The following is a 21,858-nucleotide window of genomic DNA, read 5'->3' on the forward strand; positions in this document are numbered from 1 at the left end:
CTACCTTTCAGTTAGAGTTTCGAGTGGCAAAACCACCAAAGTTGGTGAACGTCAAATCCTTGCATAAGCCTTCCAGGTCGCCATAAACAAGCTTGGAACCAACATTCATCAACAACAGCTCGGAGAACACCGTCGCTACGCTCTGTTTTCTTATGATGATTTGGTGCGCCTCCGATGCTGGAAAACTGTCTTCTACCTCGTAGCCGATACTGAATAACCCGCTTTGAGACCTCAGCCGTTCATTCATATAGTTCGGCGTGTAGAAACAGAACCCGTCTTCGCGAGCCTCCGGGACGCTCGAAAAAACGTCTTCCGGCAAGGCCTTGGTTTCCACCCAGATGTGTTCACCTCCTTGTCCGCGAGGTGTCACCACATACACCGCTGCATCATTTTCAACGATCCCAAGCCGATCATCCGTATCGACAGGAATCGTGTCGTTTTCATTGTAGCCAGCGATCAAACCAGCATTCTCGATCAGAGGAATCCGTTTGTACCTCAAGCCGTCCAGCGCGAAAAAAAGCGCAACCAAGGGCGACAACGACCAATCCAGTAAGCGAGTGGGCATGCCGTAGTGCTGCGCAAGCGCAAGCGCATCCCAATCATTATGAGAAGAAAGTTGATGATAGGCGTGACGCTCGGCGTTGAATTTCCTGAAGGCCTTGATGGCCCTAGAGATCAAATCCCCTGACCTGGTTTTGGGGCTTCGAGCCAGAGAAGTCGTTAACCCCCAGTTAGCGTTGCCTTGGCCTCGATATACCGACCCGTGGACCGTACTGGATTCTTTATTGAGCTTCTTAACTGCGTCGATGTACTCAGTCAGACTCGACACGACAATCGTGGTTTTATACACAACACTTCACTCCCTGAATAAAAATCAGCCACTCACTTGCCAAAGGCAAACAGTCATAAAGCTCGCGCTGAACGCGCACCTTGCCCCATTTCCCCATTTAAAACGGCGTCATTCAACCCGAAACAGCATCAAATTGCCACTACGCTAAAGGTAAATGTCATGAGTACTCTTGAAAGAGCGATATCGATTTGCGCGCAGGCCCATGAAGGGCAAGTGGATAAGGGCGGCTCCCCTTACGTTTTGCATCCACTGAAGGTCATGCTGCGCCTGGCCCATGATCAGGAGCGCATTGTGGCGGTGCTGCATGACGTGGTCGAAGATACCGCTGTAACCCTCGCCGACCTGCGCAATGAAGGCTTCAGTGAGGCGGTCGTTGGCGCCATCGACTCCCTCACCAAGCGCGAGGGGGAGACTTACCAGGCCTTTATCGAGCGAGCTGCGCGTGACCCGATAGCGCGCCGAGTGAAGCTGGCTGACCTTGCGGAAAACAGCGATTTATCTCGCATAAGCGAACCAAGCCAGAAAGACCTGGACCGACTTGAAAAGTACCGGAAGGCGACTGACTACCTGACGGCCTTGGAGCAGTAGGAGCCCGTTGAAACAAATAGAGTGAAGCACGTCACAGACCAGATGAGCGCTTAAGCTACCAGTATGGAATGTTCCACAGCGACGACCATAAAACGGCAGAATAAGCACCTCACGCGATTCACTTGAGCCCTCTCGACAAGACCAAGGCAATCAATGCTCTAAACACAGGGCACAGGATTTCTCGGAAGAAAAAAACATTCATGGAAAACAGGAGCCTTAAACAATGAGCAGCACCGAACAAGTGCAAAGCGCCGGTAAGTACAGCGCGAAGTGGCAGGAACGCTTTGATTTCTTTGAAACCTATGGGGCACCAAACGACCCGCGTTACAAGGAAGCCGTCAAGACGCTGCCTGGCTTCAAGAAGAAAATTCTCATCAACGCCAACGTGATTGCGTTTTTCTTCGGCCCTATCTACCTGTTCGTCCTGGGCCTGTGGAAGAAAAATCTTGCCCTGCTTGGGATTTTCCTGGCGATCAACATCGCATTGAGCGTGATCTTCGCAATCATCGGCATGGAGTTTCCTCGGCCTTTGAACACGGGCCTGAGCATCGCCCTGTCGATGATGTACGCACTCATGACCAACTACGCGTACTACCTCAAAGAAGTGAAAGGCGAGCAAGGCTGGAACCCGTTCAAGGGCATGCGTCTCTGATTGCAGGCTTGAGTCATCAAGAGCCCGCACCTCATCACGAGTGTGCGGGTTTGTTGTTTCTGGGGATTACATACCTGCGAAAGAAGCGACAGTTGGTGTTCAACGCTCGAAATGTTGTTTTTTTACACCATTCTCTCTCTTGCGCTCAAAATAAGAGTGAAAAAACCACAGCGCCAGGGCAAACCCAGCAAAGCCAAAAATGAAGAGCAGAACCTCTATTGCAGTACCTTCATGAGAAAACATTGTGTTCACCTCGTCCTTAAGTAGGTTTACCGAAAATCGTCACGCTTGAAACACTTCGTAACAATCCAAACATTTTCAGGGTAGTCGCCATCAACCTGCATGACAACCCTTTATCCCCGTATAAACCCCGGTCTAGACGAGTCGCCGACCAATGACACCCTGCCCTGGTCTGCGTTGGCTGGCGTCTACCGGCACACCTTGCGCCCATGTCCTTGATGAAGCCCACACAACTGACAGGGATTGGCTGTTGTCAAGCGCAGTGCCGGGGGTTGACCTGCTGTCAGCCCCCATCGACGAGGCATCCAAGGTCAATGTCATCACCGACGCCCTGCGCCAACTCCATCAACTCGATCCGGTCGATGCCCCTTCGACCATAGCACCAGCCATCGCATTGCCGAGGCCCAAGCCCGAATGGAAGCCGGGCTTGTCGATCGGGAGGTATTGACGTTCGTTTTACGGGTTTCATCGATTGCGGTCGGCTGGGCGTTGCGGATCGATGTCAGTACCTGGCGCCGGTAACTCGGGACACTGCCGAAGAGTTGGGAGAACATTGGGAGCCCCCTCGAGATGACCTTAGCGCCTTAGTTGCTCCGATAAAAACCGCCAACGCAGGTTTGAAAGGATGTCTCTAAACCCAATTGTCGTAGCGATTAAGCAGAATATTATCCATCTGCCTAAGACTGATTTCCCGGCCAAGTTCTTCTTCAAACAGGCTGCGAACGCGCAAATAGAAGTCTACGTAGGTCGCGTAGTTTTTCGACATACCCGCCGTGGTCGGAGCGAAAACCAACCCCTCCTCATCCGCGATCCACTTCAGCGCTTCCCTGGCTCGCGAATCGACCATTGGAAACAAAGTCGGATAATGGAAGTGCAGATACTTCGAAGCGAAGCTGCTCGCGTCCTTGTTAGTGACGGCACTGATAGCCTCGCAGAGCCGGGAATGCACCTTGTTCACCGTGATACAGACAGATCCGGCAAGCCTTTCCCCGACTGGAAGAAAGGACGCTTCCAGACCTACATCTGAGATGCAAATAGATTTAGCCAACCGCGCATAGAAGCCTCCCGTGGAACCCTCATAGCCATCCTCCTCATCCTTGGTGCGACGCTCGACCGATGCAGCCAGGCTGCGACCAATGATCAGCGCCTTTGAAGCCACCTGCGCATGATCGGTATGACTGGGATTTTCTCGCACAAAGCTGTAGAGCGCTTTGTTGGCAGGTATGAATATGCCGCACCCTTGCTCCGTGCCGATGAACTCGTCAGTCAAATAATGGCGTTTTTCCTTTTGTAAAAATTGCATGCGTCTCTCCTTAGGTGAGCGCCAATCATGCCATTCAATTGCCACTATATGGGAGATGCCTGAATGACGCTTACTTTGTAGCCAACGAAAGCCGCCTTCAGGACTGCGCCGAAAGCGGAACATCAAACACCCGATCAAACAGCCATTGAAAAACCAGCGAGTAAAAAAAGAAGAACACAAACAGCCCCAGGTTAGTCACCAACGCCAGCCACAGGCTAATGCCCAACCACGCCCCGATCACGGGGGTAAGAATCAGCGTCAAGCCACCTTCAAATCCCAGGGAATGGAGCAGTCGTCGCTGCCAGTTGCGATGGCGGCTGCGTTGGCGACGCTCCCACCACTCGAACAAGCCGTTGAACAGCATGTTCCAGGCCAGCGCGACGGCAGAAATAACCAGTGACAGCAGGGTTGAATAGCCCACGCCCTGACCGTAGATCAGCGCCAGCGCCGGTGCGACGAACAGCACGCCGCCGGCTTCGTAGAGGATGGCCTGGAGGATTTTACGGGGTGCGCCTTGCATCGGAGAGCTCCTTGGTTGGACTTGGAAACCACAGCCTGGCAAGTTGAGCCCCCGCGCACAATTGAGCTAAATTGAGCCACGCTCAACCTGAGTAACCTACCCGCCCATGTTCGCCAAACTGCCCCTCACCGCCCTGCGCGGCTTCGAGTCCGCCGCACGGCTGGGCAGCTTCAAGGCAGCGGCCCAGGAACTGAATGTCAGCCCGGCGGCGATTTCCCATCAGGTCAAAAGCCTTGAAGCCTTCCTTGGCGTGCGCCTGTTCGAACGCTCCAGCCAAAACGTGCGCCTGAGCGCCGACGGCGAGCGCCTCCACCCTTACATGCACCGCGCCCTGCTTGATATCCAGCACGGCCTGCAAGTGTTGGCGCCGCCTTGTGCTGCGCAGTCCCTGGTCGTGAGCACCACGCCGGCGTTCGCCAGCCTGTGGTTGATACCTCGGCTGGGGGATTTTCATCGGTTGTACCCGGATATCGACGTCAGGCTGCATACCAGCAACGACGTGGTCGACCTGCTGCGAGACGCCAGCATCGACCTGGCGATCCGCGCCCTGTTCACGCCTGACCCACAACTGTTCGAACAGCCTTTGCTGGACGAGTACTTTGGCGTTTATTGCCGCCCTGGCTGGCAACCGCCCGCTATGGGCTCCCCCGTCGAATTGATCGACGTGCCGTGGCTGAGTAGCGCGAACGTAGCGGTTGACTGGCCTGCTTGGTGCGCCAAGGCTGGCACTCTGGGCTGGTTGGATAACGCACGATTCCGGCGTTATGACGAAGAACAACATGCGCTGCAGGCGGCGATTGCCGGGCATGGGCTGGTGCTTGCCAGCAATGTGCTGGTTGCTGAGGCTGTGGCGCGTGGGGAATTGGTTGGCTATCGGCCTGAGGTTCGTCTGGTGGGTGCACGGTATAGCGTGGTGTGTGTGCCGGGGCGGGAACGACAGGCGGCTGTACAGGTGTTTAGTGAGTGGTTGTTGGGGCACAGCAACGGCTGAATCGGAAACCCGCTTCATATCGTGGGTGTGCCCCCAATATCTTCACGCTTCAATGAAGAACCCGGCGACTCTCCCCAATCCTGATCCTATCGAGCGCCCTGTTTAAAGCATCCAAGGCATCGAGCAGGGCTTTCGCCTCAGCTTCCCGCCCATCACCCCAAAGGCGTTCAGCCATTTTGTTCAGCGCCTGGATAGAACGCTCAATGTCAGCAGCAGTCGCTGCTTTGCTTTCCTGAAGTTTCTTTGGCATTGATTGACCCTTCCTCGGGGGCGTTGCTTCATCAGCATCAACGCGATTACATCACGCGCCAGAACACTATGCAGGTGTCCAGACCCGGCTAACGACCAACCATTCGCACTCTCGGTACCGGACCTGTATGAGCAACAAGGTTTCGAGCAAAAGAGAGAACTGGGAACACACCACAATTTTGAGCTCATTTGCAATCAGCTCGTCCCACAATCGTGGTCTTTCCATTTTTCCATACGCAGCTATGCTTCCAGTTCGGAGGGTGGATAGGTAAGGACCACTCTCACAAGACACCAGCGTTCGTGACTTGTCGTGGTATCGATCATACTGAAGTCCTGGTCTACTCCACCGGTGATCAGGCGTTCAACCATAAGTCTGCTCAAGGTTCTTGGAGTCCGAAAGTAATACCCCCGGAGATCGCACATATGGAATTAATGAAAGACAAACCCCAAATAGCAATAGTTTCTCTGGACTTACCTAGCAGAACACAAGGAAGAGACGTAAGCTGGAAATGTTCATTCTTAATTAACAACCCCAAATCGGATGGATATCTAATACAAAAAGTCACTATTACAACAAGAGAGTTTTCACTGGCAGATGAAGTCTTTGTAGAAAAAACCCCCAACCAAACTGTAACCTACTGGGAATCATGGAAAATCTCCAAGGGGATCAATTCTGCAGGAAACTATAGAGACACAGGCTCTTTTCTAAGCCGAGACTTTAATGACATTTACCACTTTCCGTCGGCACCACCTCAAACTCGAAAAATAGAATATGTTATTGGTCACCTTGAATTTTATACAGGAAATCTAACTGAAGACTTCAAGTCAGGAAACGATCAAACGTTCGCCGGCCCAATACCATCCACAACCACCAAGCCTGATGACTGGCCCGAAACACGCGGCCCATTTCACAACATGTATGTATGCCACCTTGAAAACGACGAAACAATTGTCGCCACATACGCCGGAGAACTAAAGCTCTTTCACTTCAACAACCTCAACGAAATGAAAGTAATCTCGGGATTACAACAAAAAGATATAATAAACTACTTCAAGACTTCAAACGGAGACATTAAAAAACTAAAAACAGATGACTAGCCAGCCACTAAAAAACCAGAACAAACCACGATTTTGAATTCATCTGAATCCCATAATCGTGACCTGCCCCCCGTTTCCCCTGCCACCTATCCGCTTTCCGAAAGATCAACAGCGGCGTGCATCAGATCGACACCCGCCCCGATCAACGACGCTGATTAGCCAGGATTGCATCACTTGGCTTTTGCGCTCTTGATGTCACTGATGATTTTCTGAGAAATAGCCTGAACCTGCTCTTGGGTCATAGCCGACATGACACCTTCCCAGGCAGAAGACGACGTGTCATACGTCCGAGTTCCAATCAGGCGGCCTGATTTCAGGTCCGAGTAATCTGCACTGGAGTTGACCCACGCATTCCCCACCATAACCCCTGCTCCGTAGCGAGCGCCTGGGGTCAGGTAACGGAAATTGGTCACGTTGATCTTGATACCAACACCGTCCTTGCCGTCGAGGCTTGATGCCTGAGCTTCTGTAAGGCTGTAGCCGGCGCGAGTCGCTTCGACCTGAAGGGCGTCATTCCACTCCCGCTTCAAGCGAGGCCAGTCCTCGTTTTGTTGAACCTTGCTATTTCCTTCAAAGTTAACGACCAGATTCTGCTTGGCTGACTCCTGAATGACGAGCGTTTCAGTTCCGCCGCTTTTTACAGAGGCAGCGCATCCGCTCAACATCAAAACAGCAACAGCACAGGACAGCGCAATCGAAAGCTTGGATGTGTTCATTGAATTTCCATATCCACAAAATCGGTTGAGAGAGGGCGTTGAATATCCCCGTCTAGCCAGATGGGCGCACACGCTGGACGCGCAGAATTTAGCACCATTACTTCGCTACTACGAGCCGGGGTGGGAGTCAGAACGACTGGGACAGGCCACGATATTGCGTACATTAATTTAGCGATCTCAAAAATCGCGGTATGTCCCTTCTCCCCCGCCGCGAATCAGCCCTTACACAGATGCCTATGGGCAGGTAATAGCTTTTCGAGACTGCTTCTTGGTCCACAAAAGACGACCGTTGATTCTTCCATCAGTCCATGACTCGGTAACCAGAGCGCAATGGCCGCTCAGGTTCTCAACAAACGTCCTTGGATAACCTTCAGGCTCTTCTCCACCCAGACGCATCCAATTTGGATCTGGCGAGCTCACTGATTGATAAGGCATGCAGGCTACCAGTGCGGCCAGCGAGAGAGCCAAAACTACCTTTTTCATTTAAGTCCCAATCAATTGACGAGTGTCCGGGCAAAACGCGGAGTATAGATTGACTGGATGCTTTCCCAGCGCGAGCTACGACGGGGACTTGCTGCAAGTGCCGCTATGGAACCCACCTCAATCGGCGGAAACCAGAAAGCTGGGGGCAGACCGCGATTTGAGTCCACGTGTAATCGGACCGCCTCATAATCGTGGTCTGCCTGTGTTTTCCTTGCATCCGCAGCCCACAAGACCATTGTCGCGAGAGACGACGAGGAGATGGGGACAGACTTCGATTTGAACTCATGATCACTTTCTAACCCACTGTAACGCCGTCCTGGCGATGCTCGCTCCCTGCGGGCTCGGCTCGTGAAGAAGGCACGGAAACGGCGGCAAGGGTTTAAATTGGACCAGGCCATATCCAAGCGTGCCTGCACCATCTCATTCTTCGCCTGAACAATCTGCCCTGCCAAACTTAGCGACCTCTTTTTGAACTCCTTGTGAAGCGCCTGCTCCTCGGTCTCGTTTCCCAGTGGCTTAACCTGCATCTCGGAAAATGTGAAAAGCGTTTTGTCGCTAAGCACACAAAACGTGTCGCGACATTTTTGTATTTCACCCTGAAAGACAAAATCGACCGAAATGAACGCACGTTCGTCCATGTCTATGTAGTACAGCGGCTCACCCCGGAGGTTTCGAACTTTTCCGTCCTGGTGAATCCGGCCCAAGGGCGCCCCGTCGCTGCCATTGCCTTTGAAGACTAGGTAACGGCCGTTCGTGTAGTTGTACGGCATCAACGGTCCTCATTTCGAGTGAACATCGGAACACATGCTGCTCGTCGAGCTGCTGACGCGAGCTCTAAAGATAATTATCTTCTGGTGTGATGTTTCGTGTTTAGTCCTTGAAAAGTACATTGCACCGGGCGCACCACCTTTCAGCTGCGCTCCGGTTCATTGGAAAACGGAGGAGAGGATGGCTTGTATCGGCAACCGTCAAAACCAGTGAGAATCCTATGAATCTACGCCGAATCTCGTCGGCTGGAACGCTCATGCCCGCCCCATCGACTATTTGAAGAACCCCGCCCGACACCCTGCTGTCAATCCGTTGCCACTCACACTGCCATCCTGTTACCCACGTGAAGTCTCGAATTTGATAGTCGCCGGTGGCGCTTTGGCATTGAGCGAGTTTCTTGTTGGAGAGGTCAAAGGCAAGAAATATGGGGCTTGGATAGCCGAGCAGCTGAGTATCATCAAGGTTCAGGCCTTCTTTTAGGTTGATGGATGCTACAAGTGCTTTTGCTCGTCTCTTGCGCCGTATCAAATGCCATATGGCGAGGCAAAAAATAGAAACAGAAGCCAGGAAGAGCTGACGTCCTTCGACTGTAAGCTTACCGGGCGAAAACTCTATCATGCCCCACAAGAGTCCTATCGTCGCAAGCCCCGACAACCAAGCGGCGGGGATCACTATACTGTTGGCGAGGCTAGCTCCAAGCGTCCTCACACAGTTTTTCATAATTGGTCCAATATCATTTATGGAAGAACTCGTAGGTTATCACTCACAGAGCGCTAACTTATAGGACTTGGCCCGCAATACGGGGAAAAGGGAAAAGGGGGCGGTTTTATTTTCTAACGACGGCTAATCGATCCAATCGAATTCACTCGATGGAAGCTCGCAGCGCAGCGAAGCAAAAAAATAAATCTGTCCCCTTTTCCCTATTTTCAAAATCAACATCACAATCCCGTTCTCAAGGTACCTACAACAACACTTACCCCCAGCTTGTTGCAAATATCCCCCAACAGCGAAAAATTCAACTCAATTGTAGATCTTACGCGAAATCGAATCTTAGCGTCATCAGTGGAGGTTTTAACATTCAACATTTGAATTACCCCTGGCATTGACGCAACTTCAACTCTAGCCTTTTCGCACTTTGTTGCTTCACCTTCCATATCAAGTTGATATAACCACGTATTACCGGGCGCGTTAGCCACCTTTGCGAAATTGGTAGACATCGCTCCCGACTTCACCTCCCCGATAAAAGATTCTATGTAATCTAGCTTTTTAATGAGAAAACTCTGCGCATCATCTGTTTCCACGGATTCACGCAATGCCTTACTGCTTGTAACACGGAGAACTGGGTTGTCCGCCTCTTCCAATGACATTGCCGCCTCAACGGCGGCAGCTAATCTAGGGCCCAGATCGACCACTCCAGCCATATCATTCTCAAAAAACAATGTTCTTTCATCAGAAATGTCAAATGGTAACCTAGTACCATTTTCAGCCAAAACGATTATTGGCAACCCTACGCAATGTCGAACTGCAAGCTCATACATAACATTTGGATTTAACTCAGATAAATTAGCCACCACCAATTCATCATAAACAACGTGCTCAATTACTTGCTTTGTAATTGAGCCCGGCGCAGCTATTTCATGAGCCACATAAACTTCGAAACCTAGATTTTTTAGCACGGGCCTCATAACAGCGTTAATAAGTCCATCCGCTGCTCTCCGAGTCGGGCTGTTATCGGCGCCGATTGGAGTAACAATAAAGCATTTTTTCTTAACTTCTGCTTCGGTAACTAATTCATTATTATTTTTTTTGACCATAAGTAGATCCCTCGCCATATGAACTGCACTCAGGCCGAATGATGGCATACAGCCGGCATTTACTCCATGAATGCGTTGAGATTTGTATCGCCCGTTTCCCAACATCCGTACCGTAAACGCCGCCCGGGCATGCCACGGCAGGGACATAGCCATGCTCGTAGAAAATCGGAACCACTCAGATGATCGCCATGCCATCGAAAACTTGCACCATCAGCACGCCGAACGCTTCTCGATCAGCTCATTGCGTTCCAAGGTCAGGCCTATGCGATGGGCATGAACCGCGTCGCACCGATGCCCAAGGCCGGCATCACGCTCGCTGCCAACCGCGCCAACCGGCTGTAGCTGGCCGGGCCGATGACTGGCTTTGAAGACTTCAACTTCCCCGCCGTAACCGAAAAGGGGACAACCGAAAAGGGGACGGATTCATTTTCTAGCCGGCAGCTAGTTGATCCAAGCGAATCCATTTGGATGGAAGATTGCAGCGCAGCGAAGCAAAAAAATAAATCCCCTTTTTCCCGTTCTTCGGAATTGGGCAATCTAACATCCAAGCCAAATCTCTAAAAAAATCGATGTCGTCCTGTACGAATCCCCAGTAGCACACTTCAGTGTTTCGGTAGTAGCGTTTGGCTACGTCACACGGGGCGGGTCAATGCCTTTATCCAATAAACAGCGAGCGGATTTGATGCGGTACGCAATCAGGAATGCACCGCTGATTGAGAATGGCCTGTATCACTTTCGGCTAGCCATGTTCGATGTGCTTGAAGGCAGTTCGATCAATCGGGACAGATTCATCGATTTTTTTGCCCCGCCAGGGCAGCCCATTGGCAACGCTCACTGGGAAAATATTGACGCGGTTCCAAATCTAATTGAGGCGGACGAAGACCCTTCACTTGAGGTACTCAACGTTGCGCTTATGCTCTTTTAGTTCAAAGGATTCCCCAGTCCTTTGTCTGCAAGCCCAAGGACTGGGATTGCGCCAATTTCGGCGCGTTTATGATCTGGAGGTCAATGTGAGCGATCAACAAAAAGACCCGCGCAAAGAGGGATGGATTTTCACTTGGGCGGTGGTTCGTGAGAGCCCATCAACCTTTGTCACAGCGTTTCCGACTGAAAATGCTGCAAGATCAAGAGCTGCAAGCCTAGGCGATGGATACAAGGTGGCCTACGTCACTCATTTGCCAGGAACTGACGAGTACATAGTTGAGGATACGCCTCGCGGATGACTTTCACGACCGGACCTCGACGGAAAAAGGGACAGATTCATTTTCTAGCCGGCTGCCAGTTGATCCAAACGAATCCACTCGATGAAAACTCTCAGCGCAGCGAAGCAAAAATAAATCTGTCCCCTTTTCTCACATCGGCGGCGGGTGACCCCGTCGAATCACCTCGGTCAGTCGATTTTCCTGTGGGACTCATCCGGGTGATGCACTAGGTGCCGTCTCGTGACAATGGCAAGTTCCCGTCGCACATGGTCACTTCTGAGCCATTGCAAACGCTCTGGACGTTGCTTACTCCGTGGGCTATGTTGCTGTAGCAGCTCATAAGTTCGAATAATAAAAACCGTTTCTTATAGGGAAATAAAGATGACTGCAATGCCAGGGCACGAAGCTGTTAACAACGCTTCCGTCAATACAAATGACGTGTTTACGGTTGAAGCTGAAATTCACAAGCTTGGCCTTGGCCTACATAGCTCAGCGTCCTATGCCGATGCCAGGGACGCATTAGTTGCGACGATCGGTAATGTCTGCCATTTCACCGGCCATTACTCTGGCGCGAATCTTGAGCGCGTTCTCAGCAAGGTGGAAACAGCCACCACTGGCCATCGCGTCGTCGCTGTACTGTTGATTCGATGCATTTCGATTGAAGGGTTATTGCCTCTCGATGATCCCCATGGTTTGGTCGACAGGAAGATCCTGAATATCATCGAAAGCCACGCGCCTGATCTGATGAAATTTGCCAAGATCGAAAAACAGCAGACCTATGAAAAACTGAATATTCTGCGTTCACTCCATAGCACGGTATGTTCCAACTACACTCCCTTGGCCACGGTGTCGGGCTCGCTTTCAGAGATCGCCGGCCAGAAAAACACCATACTGAAATGCCTCAGGCACAATTTGTTTTTAGGGTATATGCATCCCTTCAACATCGTGCCGATCAAGATAAAGCTTGAGTCGATATGCGAAGGGCTTGAGGCGTTATCCGCGAGCGGCGGGGCTGACTACAAGACGAATTTTGACGACACCGAGCGAGCCGTCTCCGAGGCGATGACGTTGGTGCAGACCTGCCAGTCGTTTTTCACGGACGAGTTTGTCAGTCCATTCCTCATTGCAGTGAGTAACGCGCTGGAGGAGGTGAAAAGCTCTGCTTCGGAGAAATTCCGATCCACGATCGAGTCCTTGAGGTCTCCCCCGAAATGCGCGGAGAAAAAGTACCCACTGCATCAGGTCGATCGCTATATAAACTTCACCCTGCCGATGGTCAACAAAGGCCCAAGCACGGCTGTCGATGTGGTGGTTGAAATCGACTGCGGGCTGGACTCCAACATTGCGCTTGAAAACGACCAGCTTTGTCTGGGAGACGTACCTCCGGGCCACTTCGCGATGTGTTTTGGTGGTTATGTCATCGAAGCATCGAAAAACTTCGAGATAGCGATCGAGGTCAGTTGGGGAGAAGTCTTCGGCTCGAGGCAAAGCTGCATTTTCGAGGTGAAGATCGAAGGTCAGAACGAAACCGTGGACTGGACTTCTTTGGAGTCTCTGGAGCCCTACAGCCTTGAGGTCGCTGAGGGCGACATGTTTGTGGGACGGGTCGCCAAGGTGAAGGCGATCGCGAACAAGCTGCTAAAGCGCCCCATGACGTCCTCGTACATTACCGGCCAGAAGCGGATCGGCAAGACGTCCCTAGCCAGGGCTGTGGCCAACTATCTCGTTCAGGAACACGACGACTTTCACAGCCTGTACCTTGAATATGGCGAATATTGTTCTGCTACCCCTCAAAAGACACTCAGGACGTTAGGGGAAAACATCTACTCGTTCCTGAGCGAGTTCCTTTCGGCGGCCGAGGTCACAACTCCTGATTTTTCCGAGTCGATCGCAGACCTGAATATTGCGGCCAAAAAGCTTGAGGCAAAATATCCCAATAAGCGATTTGTCATCATTCTGGATGAGTTCGACGAAATCCATCCTGAGCTGTACCGCTCTGGGCCACTGGCCGAAACCTTCTTCGCTAATCTGCGAACGCTTGCCGCCAGGAAGAATCTGGCGTTCATCCTGGTGGGCGGTGAGAAAATGCCGTTCATCATTGGCGCGCAAGGCGACCAGCTGAACAAATTCTCGCGTGAGCCTCTGGACTATTTTTCCCGGAGCTCCGAATGGACGGAGTATCTGGAGCTCATCAGCAAGCCTGTCGAGGGCATATTGAATTGGGATGCTGCGGCGATCAACGAGCTATTCACGCTTACCCATGGACACCCATATTACACAAAGCTGTTGTGCTCCAAGGTTGTAAGCGCAGCAGTTGCAGAGCGGGATACCGAGATTATTGCCCCAGACATTTCCAGAGGGTTGACGTTGCTCCTGCCGGAGCTCGATACCAACGCGTTTGCGCATCTGTGGAAAGACGGTATCAGTTTCGAACGTGATCTTGCCGAGGTCACCGAGCTCAAGCGGCTCAGGTTGCTGGTCGGTATCGGACGATCGCTGAGAGAGCACAAGCGAAAAGAGGATGATGTCAAACAGCAGGCAGTGGGAGCGCACCTTCCAGAACATGAGATCACTCCGTTGCTCAGCGACTTCCAGCGCAGGGAAATTTTGTGCGAACGTAATGGCGAGCTGTTTTTCACGGTTCCCATATTCGAAGCATGGCTAACCGAGTTCGGTCTGAGCAAGCTGATTACCAGCACGTTGGGAGATGAGCTCGAAGTTAGCATCAAGCAGGCGGAAGACAAGGCGCATGTTACCGCCACTGAGATTCAACAACTGGTGACTACCTGGCCAACCTACCGCGCGCAAAAAATTAACGCTGAGCAAGTCAGGGCGTGGCTGGATCAGTTGCCGTTGATGCAAAACCAGAGGCTGTTGTTCAAGACTTTGCAGCACATCAGGTTCCTGTCACCTTTAGAAATTGAAGACCACCTCAAACTCGCACATGACCGCGTGGTGCGGCCGGCAATCGGCGCGCTGACGATAACCAGAAAAACCGACCGGCGCACGGACGTGTGGATCACCTACGTTGACGGAGCGGGGAAGAGCGGTCAGCAGTACGCCCGCGAGTACGCTAAAGCCAATGCCATCTCCCTTACCTGCATACTTGATCATACCGACCTGCTCAAGCGTCTAAACGGAATCCAGCTACGAGAAGAGGGGCCTCCCAAAGCCCTGATCGTCGTCGACGACGTGGTGGGCAGTGGCGAGACGCTCTCGAAAGGAGTCGCGGGGCTGGTCGGGCCCATCGCAGAGCAATTATCTTCGTTGAAAATTCCATTGCTGGCTATCGCGTTGGTATCTACAGAAGAGGGTGAGAAGAAGGTCACGGCTGCGCTCAGCAAATTTGATATCACCTCTCAGTTTTACCCCTGTGAAATCATGGCGAGCGAGTATTTCGCGTTTCCGAAATCAGGTATCGGATTCTGGAGCGATGCAGATGAGATGCACCGCGCCAAAGCTCTATGCCAGGAACTGGGCGCTAAGCTGTACAAGTCTCCACTGGGCTTTCAGGAGCAGGGTCTGCTGTTGGTATTGCCTGCCACGTGCCCGAACAACTCCTTGCCTGTCCTGTTCCGTGGAAAAGCGGGCACAACGCCATGGGTGCCGTTATTTCCAAGACCGATCACGTGATTCACCCGAGATATTGCTATGAGCGTACTAATCGGCACCACGTGCCCAAACCGTGCTGTCGCGATGGGGGGGCAAGTGGAAAAGTGGACGGATCTATTTTTTAGCCGGCAGCTAGTTGACCCAAGCGAATCCATTCGATGGAAGCCCTCAGGGCAGCAAAAAATAAATCTGTCCCCTTTCTCCTTTCTCCTTTCTCCTTTCCCCTTTCCCCTTTCTCCTTTCCCCTTTTCCCGCAATGCGCGGGTACGTGCCTTGAACAGGGCTTCGTTCGCTTGGTTGCGCTGAGTGGCCGGCTAACCTATTCAGTCGTCCAGAGCCATCATGAGACTGGGGACAGACCACAATTTTGAGGTCCCTTGTAATCGACCCGTCTCATAGTCGTGGTCTATCCTCGTGTTCCCCTGCCAAGCACGCAGTAGATCGAGAGTGGCATCGGATGTCAAAAATGAGCACTGCTTGCATTGTGCCACTAGTACGCTATAAGTAATGGAAACCCTGTCCCCTCGCCGAAAGGAAGCAATTATGCGAGCCGTCCTACTGCTTTCAGCAACGCTGTTGAGCGGCTGTACCACGACTGAGAAATTTTTTGAAGCCTTCAAGCAACAAAACCTTGCCAATCAAGGCTATTCATCCAGATTAATAACCCCCGAATCCACGGCCCCTACCAGCATTGAAGACCTGCTTAAGAAGGGAGAGGATTCAACCAGATCAGAGAATGAGCAAAGAAAAATCAGAAACTTTGAGCAATCTAAACTCCTTGCCAAATCAGAAGTAAATTGCAACTACTTTGTTGAGAGTATCCACAACCAGCGCGCCGCAAGAAATATAAGCTTCGGCACAATGACAACTATCGCTTCAACTGCTGCCGCCATCGTGGCAGGCAGAGCAGGCCAGAACCTTGCAGGTACAGCAGCCGTCCTCAGCTCCACCAACAACTCCATTAATCAAGAGATGTACCAGGGTATCTTAATGCCCGCTATCACCAAAGAAATTCTTCAAACAAGAAAGGATTTATACGCAAAGATTGCTGCGCGCCAGCAAGATGATATTAGTGCCTACCCATACCCCTTAGCAATAGTCGACGCAATTGCCTACCACAACCTCTGCTCCATTCCATTCGCTCTTGTAGGGTTAGTGAACAAGGCAGAAGCAGCCCCGACTAGCGCCATTGATAACAGCGCTGCAATTCTCTCAATTGATAATGAAATAAATAGAATCAAAAACTTACTCAACGACTCAAGCCTGAGCTTTTCATCCGCAGAGAAATCTACTCTTAGCAAACAAATACTTACACTAAATGAGCGCCGCAACTTATTCGTAAGCGCCTATGCCTTGCCCCAGGTCAAAGGCCAACTTGGCAATCAGCCCCCTCCTATAGCTCCGCCCGTTGCGCCAGCAACTGATACTCCTGTCCCACTTTCTATTCCTGGTCTCGAAGACCAGTAAGTGAAACAAGGGACGGACCACGATTGAGCTTATTTGTAATCAACCCTTCTTATCACCGCGGTCTGTCCCCGATCGGACACTTCATCCATCCGAATCGCCGGGACGATATATTTCACCGGCGGGGAGAGGTGGATGGATTTATTTTCTAACCTGCAGCTAATTGATCCAAGCAAATCCATTCGATGAAAATTCTCAGCGCAGCGAAGCAAAAATAAATCTGTCCCCTTTTCCCGCTTTTCCCAATTCGCCACAACGAGAAAGCCCCAACCTAAGTCGGGACTTTCTCGTTTCTGCTAGACGCAAAAACCGCTCGATGGCAGGCGGTGCTTGTTAGTTTTTACAGGCCACCTGCGGAGGCGCAGCATGCGTCAGCTTTTGGGGAATCACAATCGAAGTGCCAGGCAAAGTGGTAAGTTCGAGAACCGCCAACATGCAAATTAGCGCTGGATCGCCATCTTTGCTTGGTCTGCCATCCACCCCTACCACCGCTTCGTAGTCTTTCCCTGGTTCCAGCTTGTAAACGAGCGCCTGGCCACCACAGGTCCGGTAAGAGCTGCCGTTGCCCGCAATGGTCGCGCCCCGGGTTGCAATTTGGAATGGCAGATCCGTCCTGACGCGATACTCGGTTACGACCTCTTTGTAAGACCCTTCCCCCATCCGAATTGCAGGGATGTACTGGATAAGACTGGGCCAAACTCTTTTCGGTACGCCAACGCTCGCCGACTTCAGGGGATACTGCGGATAGTTGATGTTCGCTGCCCCGTCCCCCCCGAAACGTCCGGCTTCAGCCATCTTATGCCGGGTAGCAGGAGCACAACTGCCGACGATGCTATCTCCGTACACATCAGAGTTCGTGATAACGCGAACACGCGCCACTCCCTCTGATTGAGCAGGCTCTTCGTAAGGAACTGAAGGTATTCCAGAGCAACCCACAAGTGCTATAGAAAGAAAAGTGACGAAAGTGACAACCCGCATGACCATGTCCTTATGCGCGATAACAAAAAAGGGCCCACCTTTCGGTGGGCCCTTCTAGACCGCCCAGCAGAGCGGATTTTGTTTGGTAGGCGCGATTGGACTCGAACCAACGACCCCCACCATGTCAAGGTGGTGCTCTAACCAACTGAGCTACGTGCCTGCTGTGAGGCGGCATTCTACGGAATTCCGGAGGGGTGTCAACACCTTTTTTTCACCTAACCCTATGAATATGCAAAATATTTAATTTCACCGATGCGACGAAGATTTGGCGGTGGCTGGCGGCCGATTTTTAACTCGGGTAGGATCGGCGCATTCGTAAAAAATATAAAACAGAGGTTGCAGAATGGCGAACACATCCTATCCAGCGTCCTATTACGCCGCGTCAGCCAACCCGGTTCCTCCGCGCCCTGCCCTGCAGGATGACGTTGAGACGGATGTTTGCGTGATCGGCGCTGGTTACACCGGTCTGTCTTCTGCGCTGTTTTTGCTGGAGAACGGTTTCAAGGTGACGGTGCTTGAGGCGGCGAAGGTCGGCTTTGGCGCTTCGGGCCGCAACGGCGGGCAGATCGTTAACAGTTATAGCCGCGACATCGATGTGATCGAGCGTAGCGTCGGGCCTCAGCAGGCGCAGTTGCTGGGCAATATGGCGTTCGAGGGTGGGCGAATCATTCGCGAGCGGGTGGCGAAGTATCAGATTCAGTGCGATTTGAAGGACGGCGGTGTATTCGCTGCCCTCACCGCTAAACAGATGGGCCACCTGGAGTCGCAGAAGCGTTTATGGGAGCGTTTCGGGCATACCCAGTTGGAGTTGCTGGATCAGCGCCGTATTCGCGAGGTGGTGGCTTGCGAGGAGTATGTGGGCGGCATGCTGGATATGAGCGGCGGGCATATTCATCCGCTCAACCTGGCCTTGGGTGAAGCGGCGGCGGTGGAGTCGCTGGGTGGGGTGATTTATGAACAGTCGCCAGCGGTGCGCATCGAGCGTGGCGCCAGTCCGGTTGTGCATACGCCACAGGGCAAGGTCAGGGCCAAGTTCATTATTGTGGCCGGCAATGCTTATCTGGGCAATCTGGTACCGGAGCTGGCGGCCAAGTCCATGCCTTGCGGTACCCAGGTGATCGCCACCGAGCCGTTGGGTGATGAGCTGGCTCACAGCCTGTTGCCTCAGGATTATTGCGTTGAAGACTGCAACTACTTGCTCGATTACTACCGACTGACGGGGGACAAGCGTCTGATCTTCGGCGGCGGCGTGGTGTATGGCGCGCGGGATCCGGCGAATATTGAAGCGATCATTCGTCCGAAGATGCTCAAGGCATTCCCTCAGCTCAAGGATGTGAAGATCGATTACGCCTGGACCGGAAATTTCCTGCTGACGCTGTCGCGTCTTCCTCAGGTCGGGCGCCTGGGGGATAACATTTATTATTCCCAGGGCTGCAGCGGTCATGGTGTGACGTATACGCACCTGGCGGGCAAGGTCCTGGCTGAGGCGCTGCGTGGGCAGGCAGAGCGTTTTGATGCGTTTGCCGACCTGCCCCACCACCCCTTCCCCGGCGGGCAACTGTTGCGTACGCCGTTCGCGGCGATGGGGGCTTGGTATTACGGGTTGCGGGATAAATTGGGGTTCTGAAGCGCCCAGCAACAAGGGCTGCTTCGCAGCCCAACGGGGCGGTGCGACGTTTCGCTAAATCCCCTCGCCACAGCAAGTTCCCTCGCCACAGGCTTGTTCCAATCTTTCAAATCCCGAAAACAAAAAACCCCGGTCTTTCGACCAGGGTCTTTGCTATCGACTAGAAGTAGCTTTTCAGCTTTCTTCTTAGCTTCAAGGCGTTCAGTGGGCCTCGAAGCAGATATGGCGCAGCGGACGGGACTCGAACCCGCGACCCCCGGCGTGACAGGCCGGTATTCTAACCGACTGAACTACCGCTGCGTATCGCTATGGACTTGCGTCCAGTTAACTCGTCTGATCCAACCCCTTGGGCTCGGATCTCGAACCAGGCGAACCTGCTTCGGAAAATATGGCGCAGCGGACGGGACTCGAACCCGCGACCCCCGGCGTGACAGGCCGGTATTCTAACCGACTGAACTACCGCTGCGCGTCGGTGGAGGCTTTTGACAGCTTCCGTCTCGCTTTCGCAAGACTCTCGTAAAACATGGTGGGTGATGACGGGATCGAACCGCCGACATTCTGCTTGTAAGGCAGACGCTCTCCCAGCTGAGCTAATCACCCTTTGCTTCGTTGAGGCCGCGAAATTTACGCAGGTACCGAAGCTAAGTCAATAGCAGGGTTGAAGTTTTTTCAAAACAGTTTCAAACGGCACCCGCAACCGCCCTCACTTATAAATCATTTTCTTGGTCATGCCGCCGTCCACCACGAACTCCTGCCCCGTGACAAAACCGGCATTGCGCGACAACAGCCACGCCACCATCGCCGCCACGTCCTCTACCGTGCCTACCCTGCCCGCTGGATGCTGGGCGTGGTCGGCATCAGTCAACGGCTGTGCGCGACGCTGGGAGGGGTCTCGCGCGTCGATCCAACCGGGGCTGACGGCGTTGACCCGGATCTCCGGCCCCAGGCTGATCGCCAGGGCATGGGTCAGGGCCAGCAAGCCGCCCTTGCTCGCGGCATAGGCCTCGGTGTCGGGTTCCGATTGCGCGGCGCGGGTCGAGGCCAGGTTGACGATGGCGCCGTTGTGGGCGCGCAGGTACGGCGCGCAGTGCTTGGCCAGCAGCATCGGCCCACCCAGGTTCACCGCCAGGACCCGATTCCAATAAGCCAGGTCCAGGCTTTCCAGGGTGATGTTGTGCGGGTCGGCGATGGCCGCGTTGCACACCAGCGCGTCGAGCCGCCCAAACTGCCCGAGCACCTCGGCGATACCGGTGGCGACCTGCGCCTCGTCCGCCACGTCCATGGCGATGAACCAGGCATTGTCGCCCAGGGTCTTCGCCACCTTGGAACCACGTTCACGATCCAGGTCGGTCAGCACCACCTGCCAGCCTTCACAGATCAGCCAGGCGGCGATGCCCAGGCCGATACCCCGCGCGGCGCCCGTAACCAGTGCAACCCGGCCATGAGTGCCGCTCGGCGGCGTAGCCAGCTCGATCACAAGGCCGCCAACCCGCGGACCAGGTCGGTTTGCAGGTCCGCCACGTCTTCCAGGCCGACCGCAACGCGGATCAGGCTGTCACGAATACCCGCCGATTCACGCTCCTGGGGCGACAGGCGACCGTGGGACGTGGTGCTCGGGTGGGTAATGGTGGTTTTGCTGTCACCCAGGTTGGCGGTGATGGAGATCAGCCGGGTGGCGTCGATGAAGCGCCAGGCGCCCTCCTTGCCCCCCTTGACCTCGAAGCTCACCACCGCACCAAAACCGCGTTGCTGACGCAGGGCCAGGTCGTGTTGTGGATGGCTCTTGAGGCCGGCGTAATGCACTTTCTCGATGCCATCCTGCTGCTCCAGCCACTCGGCCAGGGCCTGGGCGTTGGCGCAATGGGCTTTCATGCGCAGGCCCAAGGTTTCCAGGCCCTTGAGGAAGATCCAGGCGTTGAACGGACTAAGAGTAGGACCTGCGGTACGCAAGAAGCCCACCACTTCTTTCATCTGTTCGCCACGACCGGCCACCACGCCGCCCATGCAACGGCCCTGACCGTCGATGAACTTGGTCGCAGAATGCACCACCACGTCCGCGCCCAGCTTCAGCGGCTGTTGCAGCGCCGGAGTGCAGAAGCAGTTGTCGACCACCAGCATGGCACCCTTGGCGTGGGCGATTTCCGCCAGCGCGGCGATGTCCACCAGCTCGGCGAGCGGGTTAGAGGGAGATTCAACAAAGAGCAGCTTGGTGTTGGCCTTGATTGCGGCATCCCAACCGGACAGGTCCGCCAGGGGCACGTAATCGACTTCCACGCCAAAGCGCTTGAAGTACTTCTCGAACAGGCTGATGGTCGAGCCAAAGACGCTGCGCGATACCAGCACATGGTCACCGGCGCTGCACAGACTCATCACCACGGCCATGATCGCCGCCATGCCAGTGGCAGTGGCCACGGCTTGCTCGGCGCCTTCCAGGGCGGCGATACGCTCCTCGAAAGCCCGCACGGTCGGGTTGGTGTAGCGCGAGTAGACGTTGCCCGGCACTTCGCCAGCAAAGCGTGCCGCCGCATCAGCTGCGGTGCGGAACACGTAGCTGGAGGTAAAGAACATCGGATCGCCATGTTCGGCTTCCGGCGTGCGGTGCTGACCCGCGCGAACCGCCAGGGTATCGAACGCTACACCTTCAAGGTCGCTGTCCAGCCGACCGGCACCCCAATCCTGACTCATGCTGTCACTCCTGAATTC

General features: G+C 53.6%; 20 protein-coding genes and 4 tRNA genes. 8 read left to right on the plus strand and 16 right to left on the minus strand.

The features are described from left to right. Positions 1-7 precede the first annotated feature (7 nt). A complete protein-coding gene (locus tag PSH86_RS20675; protein WP_305484638.1) occupies positions 8-850 on the minus strand; it encodes an FRG domain-containing protein in 843 nt (280 codons plus the stop codon). A 159-nt stretch (positions 851-1,009) separates the two neighbouring features. Between PSH86_RS20675 and PSH86_RS20680 the strand changes: the two genes are divergently transcribed. Both PSH86_RS20680 and PSH86_RS20685 read left to right on the plus strand, forming a co-directional pair. Beyond that, positions 1,010-1,438, plus strand: a complete 429-nt coding sequence (locus tag PSH86_RS20680; protein ID WP_305484640.1) for an HD domain-containing protein — start codon at positions 1,010-1,012, stop codon at positions 1,436-1,438. Between the two features lie 223 nt (positions 1,439-1,661). Continuing rightward, positions 1,662-2,090 carry a DUF2628 domain-containing protein gene (locus PSH86_RS20685; RefSeq protein WP_163857748.1) on the plus strand — a complete coding sequence of 143 codons (429 nt, stop codon included), beginning with the start codon at positions 1,662-1,664 and terminating at the stop codon, positions 2,088-2,090. A gap of 99 nt (positions 2,091-2,189) precedes the next feature. On the opposite strand, the gene PSH86_RS20690 is transcribed toward PSH86_RS20685, so the two are convergent. The 3 genes from PSH86_RS20690 to PSH86_RS20705 all read right to left on the minus strand — a co-directional run bounded on the left by PSH86_RS20690 (position 2,190) and on the right by PSH86_RS20705 (position 4,153). Continuing rightward, positions 2,190-2,333, minus strand: a complete 144-nt coding sequence (locus PSH86_RS20690; protein ID WP_176689403.1) for a hypothetical protein — start codon at positions 2,331-2,333, stop codon at positions 2,190-2,192. Positions 2,334-2,961: 628 nt separating this feature from the next. Further along, a complete protein-coding gene (locus PSH86_RS20700) occupies positions 2,962-3,633 on the minus strand; it encodes a hypothetical protein (RefSeq protein ID WP_305484644.1) in 672 nt (223 codons plus the stop codon). A 97-nt stretch (positions 3,634-3,730) separates the two neighbouring features. Beyond that, entirely contained in the window at positions 3,731-4,153 is a 423-nt protein-coding gene (locus PSH86_RS20705; protein WP_305484646.1) for a PACE efflux transporter, read from the minus strand. A gap of 106 nt (positions 4,154-4,259) precedes the next feature. On the opposite strand from PSH86_RS20705, the gene PSH86_RS20710 reads away from it, so the two are divergent. Beyond that, the gene (locus tag PSH86_RS20710) at positions 4,260-5,144 is read left to right on the plus strand and encodes a LysR substrate-binding domain-containing protein (RefSeq protein WP_305484648.1); all 885 of its coding nucleotides are present in this window, start codon (positions 4,260-4,262) and stop codon (positions 5,142-5,144) included. Positions 5,145-5,193: 49 nt separating this feature from the next. Here PSH86_RS20710 and PSH86_RS20715 read toward each other — a convergent pair whose 3' ends face one another. Continuing rightward, complete coding sequence (locus tag PSH86_RS20715) at positions 5,194-5,394, minus strand: hypothetical protein (protein WP_013693816.1); 201 nt, start codon at positions 5,392-5,394, stop codon at positions 5,194-5,196. A gap of 422 nt (positions 5,395-5,816) precedes the next feature. Between PSH86_RS20715 and PSH86_RS20720 the strand changes: the two genes are divergently transcribed. Continuing rightward, positions 5,817-6,491 carry a hypothetical protein gene (locus PSH86_RS20720; protein WP_212801217.1) on the plus strand — a complete coding sequence of 225 codons (675 nt, stop codon included), beginning with the start codon at positions 5,817-5,819 and terminating at the stop codon, positions 6,489-6,491. Between the two features lie 170 nt (positions 6,492-6,661). Here PSH86_RS20720 and PSH86_RS20725 read toward each other — a convergent pair whose 3' ends face one another. From PSH86_RS20725 to PSH86_RS20740, 4 genes are all read right to left on the minus strand, one after another. Beyond that, entirely contained in the window at positions 6,662-7,207 is a 546-nt protein-coding gene (locus tag PSH86_RS20725; protein WP_176689397.1) for a DUF4410 domain-containing protein, read from the minus strand. A 494-nt stretch (positions 7,208-7,701) separates the two neighbouring features. Beyond that, a complete protein-coding gene (locus PSH86_RS20730; protein WP_305484650.1) occupies positions 7,702-8,460 on the minus strand; it encodes a hypothetical protein in 759 nt (252 codons plus the stop codon). 100 nt (positions 8,461-8,560) lie between these two features. Continuing rightward, positions 8,561-9,076, minus strand: a complete 516-nt coding sequence (locus PSH86_RS20735; RefSeq protein ID WP_305484652.1) for a hypothetical protein — start codon at positions 9,074-9,076, stop codon at positions 8,561-8,563. A 320-nt stretch (positions 9,077-9,396) separates the two neighbouring features. After that, a complete protein-coding gene (locus tag PSH86_RS20740; RefSeq protein WP_305484653.1) occupies positions 9,397-10,419 on the minus strand; it encodes a hypothetical protein in 1,023 nt (340 codons plus the stop codon). A gap of 502 nt (positions 10,420-10,921) precedes the next feature. Between PSH86_RS20740 and PSH86_RS20745 the strand changes: the two genes are divergently transcribed. From PSH86_RS20745 to PSH86_RS20755, 3 genes are all read left to right on the plus strand, one after another. Further along, positions 10,922-11,197, plus strand: coding sequence for a hypothetical protein (locus tag PSH86_RS20745; RefSeq protein WP_305484655.1), 276 nt, complete (start codon positions 10,922-10,924; stop codon positions 11,195-11,197). Positions 11,198-11,855: 658 nt separating this feature from the next. Next, complete coding sequence (locus PSH86_RS20750; protein WP_305484657.1) at positions 11,856-15,107, plus strand: AAA family ATPase; 3,252 nt, start codon at positions 11,856-11,858, stop codon at positions 15,105-15,107. A 522-nt stretch (positions 15,108-15,629) separates the two neighbouring features. After that, positions 15,630-16,553 (plus strand): hypothetical protein, encoded by a 924-nt coding sequence (locus PSH86_RS20755; protein WP_305484660.1) that lies wholly within the window; start codon positions 15,630-15,632, stop codon positions 16,551-16,553. A gap of 330 nt (positions 16,554-16,883) precedes the next feature. On the opposite strand, the gene PSH86_RS20760 is transcribed toward PSH86_RS20755, so the two are convergent. Then, a complete protein-coding gene (locus PSH86_RS20760) occupies positions 16,884-17,528 on the minus strand; it encodes a hypothetical protein (protein WP_305484662.1) in 645 nt (214 codons plus the stop codon). Positions 17,529-17,611: 83 nt separating this feature from the next. Beyond that, positions 17,612-17,688: transfer RNA gene (locus PSH86_RS20765), tRNA-Val, on the minus strand. 183 nt (positions 17,689-17,871) lie between these two features. Here PSH86_RS20765 and PSH86_RS20770 point away from each other — a divergent pair. Then, positions 17,872-19,155 carry an FAD-binding oxidoreductase gene (locus tag PSH86_RS20770; RefSeq protein WP_305484664.1) on the plus strand — a complete coding sequence of 428 codons (1,284 nt, stop codon included), beginning with the start codon at positions 17,872-17,874 and terminating at the stop codon, positions 19,153-19,155. Between the two features lie 223 nt (positions 19,156-19,378). Here the strand turns inward: PSH86_RS20770 and PSH86_RS20775 are convergent. From PSH86_RS20775 to PSH86_RS20795, 5 genes are all read right to left on the minus strand, one after another. Next, a tRNA-Asp gene (locus tag PSH86_RS20775) sits at positions 19,379-19,455 on the minus strand. Positions 19,456-19,544: 89 nt separating this feature from the next. After that, positions 19,545-19,621, minus strand: a tRNA-Asp gene (locus PSH86_RS20780). A 58-nt stretch (positions 19,622-19,679) separates the two neighbouring features. Beyond that, a tRNA-Val gene (locus PSH86_RS20785) sits at positions 19,680-19,755 on the minus strand. 103 nt (positions 19,756-19,858) lie between these two features. Beyond that, a complete protein-coding gene (locus PSH86_RS20790; protein WP_109754609.1) occupies positions 19,859-20,632 on the minus strand; it encodes an SDR family oxidoreductase in 774 nt (257 codons plus the stop codon). Next, positions 20,629-21,840 (minus strand): O-succinylhomoserine sulfhydrylase, encoded by a 1,212-nt coding sequence (locus PSH86_RS20795; RefSeq protein ID WP_305484666.1) that lies wholly within the window; start codon positions 21,838-21,840, stop codon positions 20,629-20,631. Before PSH86_RS20795 ends, PSH86_RS20790 begins: the two co-directional genes overlap by 4 nt. Between the last annotated feature and the right edge of the window lie 18 nt (positions 21,841-21,858).

This window comes from Pseudomonas sp. FP2300 (assembly GCF_030687595.1).
Lineage (GTDB): Bacteria > Pseudomonadota > Gammaproteobacteria > Pseudomonadales > Pseudomonadaceae > Aquipseudomonas > Aquipseudomonas bijieensis.